Annotated in this window: 5 protein-coding genes, 9 tRNA genes and 1 riboswitch; all 14 genes read right to left on the reverse strand. The window is 47.0% G+C overall.

What is annotated here, in order from left to right:
- Nucleotides 1-520 precede the first annotated feature (520 nt).
- The gene (locus tag QOL74_RS16585) at nucleotides 521-652 is read right to left on the reverse strand and encodes a hypothetical protein (protein WP_283410625.1); all 132 of its coding nucleotides are present in this window, start codon (nucleotides 650-652) and stop codon (nucleotides 521-523) included.
- A 3-nt stretch (nucleotides 653-655) separates the two neighbouring features.
- Nucleotides 656-1642: an S-layer homology domain-containing protein gene (locus QOL74_RS16590; protein ID WP_283410626.1), complete on the reverse strand. Its 987-nt coding sequence runs from the start codon at nucleotides 1640-1642 to the stop codon at nucleotides 656-658.
- Nucleotides 1643-1873: 231 nt separating this feature from the next.
- Nucleotides 1874-3001: a transglutaminase domain-containing protein gene (locus tag QOL74_RS16595; RefSeq protein WP_283410627.1), complete on the reverse strand. Its 1128-nt coding sequence runs from the start codon at nucleotides 2999-3001 to the stop codon at nucleotides 1874-1876.
- Nucleotides 2998-3882, reverse strand: a complete 885-nt coding sequence (locus QOL74_RS16600) for a copper amine oxidase N-terminal domain-containing protein (RefSeq protein ID WP_283410628.1) — start codon at nucleotides 3880-3882, stop codon at nucleotides 2998-3000. Before QOL74_RS16600 ends, QOL74_RS16595 begins: the two co-directional genes overlap by 4 nt.
- A gap of 139 nt (nucleotides 3883-4021) precedes the next feature.
- Nucleotides 4022-4105: riboswitch (cyclic di-GMP riboswitch) on the reverse strand.
- 25 nt (nucleotides 4106-4130) lie between these two features.
- Entirely contained in the window at nucleotides 4131-4676 is a 546-nt protein-coding gene (locus tag QOL74_RS16605) for an IS3 family transposase (protein WP_283410629.1), read from the reverse strand.
- Nucleotides 4677-4889: 213 nt separating this feature from the next.
- Nucleotides 4890-4965: transfer RNA gene (locus QOL74_RS16610), tRNA-Phe, on the reverse strand.
- A gap of 42 nt (nucleotides 4966-5007) precedes the next feature.
- Nucleotides 5008-5098: transfer RNA gene (locus tag QOL74_RS16615), tRNA-Ser, on the reverse strand.
- Nucleotides 5099-5108: 10 nt separating this feature from the next.
- Nucleotides 5109-5191, reverse strand: a tRNA-Leu gene (locus QOL74_RS16620).
- Nucleotides 5192-5204: 13 nt separating this feature from the next.
- A tRNA-Tyr gene (locus tag QOL74_RS16625) sits at nucleotides 5205-5289 on the reverse strand.
- 17 nt (nucleotides 5290-5306) lie between these two features.
- Nucleotides 5307-5382 (reverse strand) — tRNA-Thr (locus QOL74_RS16630).
- A gap of 280 nt (nucleotides 5383-5662) precedes the next feature.
- A tRNA-Asp gene (locus QOL74_RS16635) sits at nucleotides 5663-5739 on the reverse strand.
- A gap of 6 nt (nucleotides 5740-5745) precedes the next feature.
- Nucleotides 5746-5821, reverse strand: a tRNA-Val gene (locus tag QOL74_RS16640).
- A gap of 4 nt (nucleotides 5822-5825) precedes the next feature.
- Nucleotides 5826-5900 (reverse strand) — tRNA-Glu (locus QOL74_RS16645).
- Between the two features lie 7 nt (nucleotides 5901-5907).
- Nucleotides 5908-5982 (reverse strand) — tRNA-Asn (locus QOL74_RS16650).
- Nucleotides 5983-6000: the final 18 nt, after the last annotated feature.

The raw sequence follows: 6000 nt of genomic DNA on the forward strand, positions 1-6000 counted from the left end.
TTCATGATTCTTGCGAACTTTATCAACTCTTCCTTGGTGTTACTTAGTACTTCAAAGTCAGATACTGCAATTAGTTCAGGGATTTTGATCTCCCATTAAGTGTTGTTAAGTGTTGAGTTATCATATGTAGTTTGAGACAAAAATAAGATATTTTGTCTCGGTTTCTTGAAAACCCAAAAAGATCAGATTTGCCAAGTCGCGATACTCACTACCGGTTTTTAAAAGATCTCACCTATGCATGGCGCAAGTTTCTGCAAACCCTTTTTTTACATGTTATTACAGTGTTCATAACGTTTACCTCAAAAATAAGCGCCAAAGTGTTCGTTGATTTAAAACAAACGGTCCCAATCCTCTTCTCTTTCACTTCTTCATCTTTCGTTCATTTTAGCATTGTTCCAATGTGTCTTGTTACACCTTCAAACTATTCCATTCTATTTTTCATTTCAGCCATGAACCGAATGATGGCTGCTTCCTGTTTCTACGAGGAAAAACTTTTCATTTCTTTTGTGCTTTCCGTAGCTTATGCAATCGCTTCCACCACGGTAGCATCGCTTTCTTCAGAAACCGATTCCACCTTTGCTGGCTCACCGCGAACACAGCCTGACAAGAACACCATAACGGCCAACCAGCAAATCAACCACTGCTTTCTCATGAGTTACTGCACCTCCCGCCATTGACTGTGAATTTCTGTGGGATGGGGCCGCCTGATAACCCGGCCCTCCGTCGTAAGAATATCTTCTATATAAAAAGTTGCGTCCGCTTCGTACCATTTCCCATTTTCCTGTTTTTGAGCTATCCCCCGGAGACCGGTCGATCCAACTGGGTCCCTGAAAACTGTTTCGGCGCTGACAAGGGGTATATACTCGTAAAGATGCCGGAACTCGCCATTAACCCGGTTTGTCCAGCCAATGCGGTTGTGTTCATCCACTTCATAGAAATCCAAAAACAGAGCACCTTTCCCCCAAGGAAAAGGATACGCCTGTAGCCGCTGAATATCGGCATCAGACAAAGAAGTTGTCTTCTTTCCAACTTCAGGTACGACTGCCGGGGGCGGTGTTCCACCTAAGTCCACCATCTTAGCAATCATCACACTGGCCTCTGCTCTTGTAGCGTTCCGAGAAGCACCAAAGGATCCGTCTGGATACCCGCTGATAATTCCCAGATCACTGGCTCTTTTCACATAACCCCGCACGCTGGCTGGGATGGACCCATTATCAGAAAAAGAAGTGTTTCCGCTTGTTGGCGACTGTCCCATGCTGCACACAATAATTCGGGCCATTTCGCCACGGTTGATACTGCGGTTATAGTCGCCAAATTCACCCTGTCGGATGATGCTCCGCGAAATGGATTCGTTAATGGAACCCATGTACCAGGGCTGACCGGAAGGCGCACTGCCATAAGATACATCCATGGCTTTTAATGCCAAAACATTGAACTCCGCCACAGTAATGGCGTTGTCAGGACCAAAAGACCCGTCTGGATAGCCGCTGATTGTGCCAGCTGTGGACAGGTTTATTATATGTGCTGATGCCCAATGGTTTTGAACATCGTTGTATTGTGAATTAGCACTGACAAAGCTACAGGATATGAGGATAATAAGAAGTGCCGCCAGTATGTATTTCTTGTTTGCTTTCATCGTCATTTTAACGCCTCCATAGTGTTTTTTCGGTTAACCTTTTACAGTACTAATAAACTCATTTTTGAGTTTCCAACGCCGCCTGACGTTTGGATAGACGGTCTCTTCGGCCATTGGATTTATAACTCTAATGAAGTTTATGGGGCAACTATCGGTAAGTGCTGTCGATATTACAAGGTAAGCTCAATAGACTTTATGACACAAAAACGCCCTGTTGAACGCTTTTTGTCGCTAAGATTAGTGGGTTGAAACTCGCAGCGAGCGGTGGGTGCGGCTAAAGGAAGCCAAGGTTTGGTCAAAGTAGCGAAACACCGTGTCGCCTTCGATGTATTTGCCATGCTCGTATTTGTTGCTGGTGTTCCAGGTGGTGTCTATGTAACGCCATCTGCCATCTACAAATACCACGTTCCAAGAGTGGCTGCTAACGGCTTGTGATGGATCTGTAACTGGCTTGTCCCAAAAGGTGTCTTTGTCTCTGTTGTAAACCGTTGCCCCGGAGACGACCCGGGAGGGTATGCCTGCCATCCTGAACAGAACATTGCTCAATTCGGCGTAACCCTGGCAGACTGAACGTCGGGCATAAAGGGTCATGAAGGCGTAGGAGCCGCTGACGTTACTTGTTGAAGGGTTTGGGTTTGATCGTCCGTAGAGGCAGTCATAATCGTAATGGACGGTGTTGGAAACCCAGGTGCTTATGGCCATCATCTTTTCATAATCTGTCATGCCGGGCTTTATGATTGCTTTTAGCACTTCCTGGAAAGCGTCTTGTTCGTGCTGGTCGTACCAAGAGTAATTTGTGTCCTTAGGTGATATTGGATCCAGGTTTTGCAAAAACTCAATGGCTTCCTGGTAGTAGGGGCTTAGGACAAACCGGTAGCCGTCTTTGCTGGTTTTCTCAAACCGGATGCCGTTGTAAAGGCTCCAATAGGTTGAATATCGCTGTTCACAGTGGTAAATATAGATTTCATATGTGCCGTTGCTTAACGAAAGATTTGTTTCGTATGTATAGCTTCCGTCACTGTTCATGGTAAAGATTTCATCTTTTACCTTGCTCTCGCTTCCGGGTCGGCGGATCTGGAACCACAGGTAGGTTCTTTCGGTATGGATGGTTTTTCCTTCAATCTTCAACCTTGTATCATCAAGGGTGATGTCCAGGTAGTTGTTTTCATCGTTGGAATGGCGAAAATGGGTGGTAGGGTCGTCGGCTTCCAGGATGACCGTTTCCTGAACGATGCTCACTGGTTCTTGGGACAGGATGGGTTCTGCAAGGACGCCAGTGGTGATGGCTGATGCTGTATTGCTATGAGTGCCGACGGCAGATGCCGTCAGCAGTAACGTTAATAGAAGTAGTGTTATTCTTTTCATGGCCGGACTTCCCTCCATTCGGATAGTTGACGATCATCAAGGCAGTTTTCCGTGACTTCTTCCCAGTTCGGTGGGTATCTACTGGCCCTCAGGCCAATTTCTCCGTCAGCTTGATAGATTTTTCCGTTTTCAATTTTTGTCCAGACACCACGAAATGCATGTCCTGTGTGCGTTTCATATACTATATCAGGAGATAATATCATATCATAAGGTATCATATCAGGAGCTTTGTTTCTATGTCTCGCAATCCACTCAGCAGCATTTGGCACAGTGCTGTAATCCATCGTCAGCCCTTCCAACGGCAGATACGCTCTAATCCTGTCGATGTCTTCCTGTGTGATCTCCCGGATCATGGGTGGCAGGCTGCTGGTTTCTTCATGTTCATAAGTGAAGGTAATTCCTTCTTCCTGGACTGACTTTGGTCCTTCAGTTACTTGGGGTTCGCTTCCGTCGGTGGTGATGACCACTGTTCTGTTGGGGCCGTCCCATGCCACGTTAGCGCCCAAACCTTCGGAGACGAATCGCAGGGGTACGAAGGTTCTTCTTTGGGTGATCATTGCCGGGGTGTCTAGCTTGACAAGGTGTTGGTTTACCATGGCATCTCTGTCGCCGATGACCAACGATACCATCTGGCCGTTGCCGGTGATGACCACGTTTTTAGTTTCTTCAAACCAGTCCACCTCCGCTCCCAGTCCGCGGGCAACAAAGCTGACGGGAATTAGTGTCCGGCCTTCGGAGCTGATGTAGGCCCCCGGCTCTCCGGCAGGGATTTGTAGTCGGGCGCCGTCAATGGTGATGTGGACGGGTGACGATGCGTTGGCGGTTAAGGTGGCAGTCAGTAGGGCCAGTAGCAGCACTGTTAGAATCATTTTTTTAAACATTTTCATTATCCTTTCGTCTTTAGCTTGTTGTTTCGATCTTTTACATTTTCACAAGAGGAATGTCATAAAGATTTTTAAAACACAAAGCCTGTCCTCCGGTTGAGAACAGGCTAAATAACAGGGAAAATCCCTACTATAGTGCGGCAACCGGCTGCCATCGCATAATTGCTTTAGGCCCGTGGCTTTGCGTCTCCAACTTTCGCTGAATTTGCTTTTCTCAATATTAAGTTGATTGCTTAGTCATTTTATCATGTATATAACAATAAAAAAAGCCCTGTCTTCCTGGTGCTTTTAGCCTGTGACGCCGATTTAGCCTTCACTTCAATCCCTATTCTTGGAATGGCAACCCTTTTTTTGAACAAAAAAATTTGGTCGCTATGGAATAACTGCACTTGGTTCAAGTTTTCTTTGACGGTACTCAGGGCCTGATGCACTAATTCGGCGGTCATACGAGAGCCGACACTGTAGCCCACGATCTCCCGGTTGAACAGGTTTGCTAATAAGCAGATGCAATGCCATTTACTTCCTACCCGGACATAGGTCAGGTCGCTGACAATGACAGAGTAGGGGCTGTGTTCATCAAACTGTCGATTTAATCTGTTGGGAACGCTGGATTCTTTGGCTTTACGGCTATGGACCTTATACTGGGCAACGGTGTCGTTTGACACCAGACCGTTTGCCTTCATGATCCGTCGAATACGCTTTGGTGATAAGCGATGTCCTTTTCTTAATAGGGCTGCCTTGATTCGTCGGGCACCGTAGTTGTTGCGGCTTTCTCGAAAGACTCGAATCACCAGTTCGGTGAAAGGTTCTTATGATACTGAGTATTTGTGAGCGTTCTCACGGATCACAGCTACTTTCGCCCCATGATAAAAGAGAAAAGACGTGAAATGGCTGATATGTGGAACCAAATAATTTAGCAAGACTTTTTTTAAGACTTTTTGTAAACTTCATGCAAAAACGGAAAAAACCGACCCTCTGCAACTGTTTGCAAAAAGCCGATTCTTTGGTGCCCAGAGCCGGAATCGAACCAGCGACACGAGGATTTTCAGTCCTCTGCTCTACCGACTGAGCTATCTGGGCATGCTATGTATGTTGGCTGTGACGGATAAGCCTAAAATTTACTGGCGGAAAGGGTGGGATTTGAACCCACGGCTCCCGATAAGAGAGCGCTGGTTTTCGAGACCAGTTCCTTAAGCCGCTCGGACACCTTTCCAGATAAAAAGTGGTGCGGGTGAAGGGATTCGAACCCCCACGGTTTCCCGCTAGACCCTGAACCTAGTGCGTCTGCCAGTTCCGCCACACCCGCATTATTTATCTGATGGTGGAGGGAGGAGGATTCGAACCTCCGAAGTCGTTGACAACAGATTTACAGTCTGCCCCCTTTGGCCACTCGGGAATCCCTCCATGTTAGGATGAAAAAATGGAGCTGGTGATGGGACTCGAACCCGCAACCTGCTGATTACAAATCAGCTGCTCTGCCAATTGAGCTACACCAGCATGAAATTGTGATATCTACGCTGTAATAAACCTTTGTACCAGTTCCCCCTAATTAACTAAGTGATTCACACCGAATCAAGATTCGGGTTCTCTACTTATGCCAATTGAGCTACACCAGCATGAAATTGTGATATCTACGCTGTAATAAACCTTTGTACCAGTTCCCCTAATTAACTAAGTGATTCACGCCGAATCAAGATTCGGGTTCTCTACTTATGCCAATTGAGCTACACCAGCATGAAATTGTGATGCAAGTGATTCACACCAATATTAAAAAAGATGGCGACCCGGAAGGGGCTCGAACCCTCGACCTCCAGCGTGACAGGCTGGCATTCTAACCAACTGAACTACCGGGCCGGATATTGGTGGGAGCAACAGGGCTCGAACCTGTGACCCCCTGCTTGTAAGGCAGGTGCTCTCCCAGCTGAGCTATGCTCCCACATTGGTGACCCCTAGGGGAATCGAACCCCTGTTACCGCCGTGAAAGGGCGGTGTCTTAACCGCTTGACCAAGGGGCCATGAAATTGGCTCCAGAGAGAGGACTCGAACCTCCAACCTACCGGTTAACAGCCGGGTGCTCCACCATTGAGCTACTCTGGAATGTTAGGGTATTTAGAA

The organism is Anoxynatronum buryatiense, assembly GCF_900182905.1.
GTDB lineage: Bacteria > Bacillota > Clostridia > Peptostreptococcales > Tindalliaceae > Anoxynatronum > Anoxynatronum buryatiense.

What these genes read in the sequence shown, in the direction of transcription:
- QOL74_RS16600 (WP_283410628.1), bottom strand. Translation starts at nt 3,882, where the DNA reads ATGTTTAAAAAAATGATTCTAACAGTGCTGCTACTGGCCCTACTGACT.
- QOL74_RS16595 (WP_283410627.1), bottom strand. Translation starts at nt 3,001, where the DNA reads ATGAAAAGAATAACACTACTTCTATTAACGTTACTGCTGACGGCATCT.
- QOL74_RS16590 (WP_283410626.1), bottom strand. Translation starts at nt 1,642, where the DNA reads ATGACGATGAAAGCAAACAAGAAATACATACTGGCGGCACTTCTTATT.
- QOL74_RS16585 (WP_283410625.1), bottom strand. Translation starts at nt 652, where the DNA reads ATGAGAAAGCAGTGGTTGATTTGCTGGTTGGCCGTTATGGTGTTCTTG.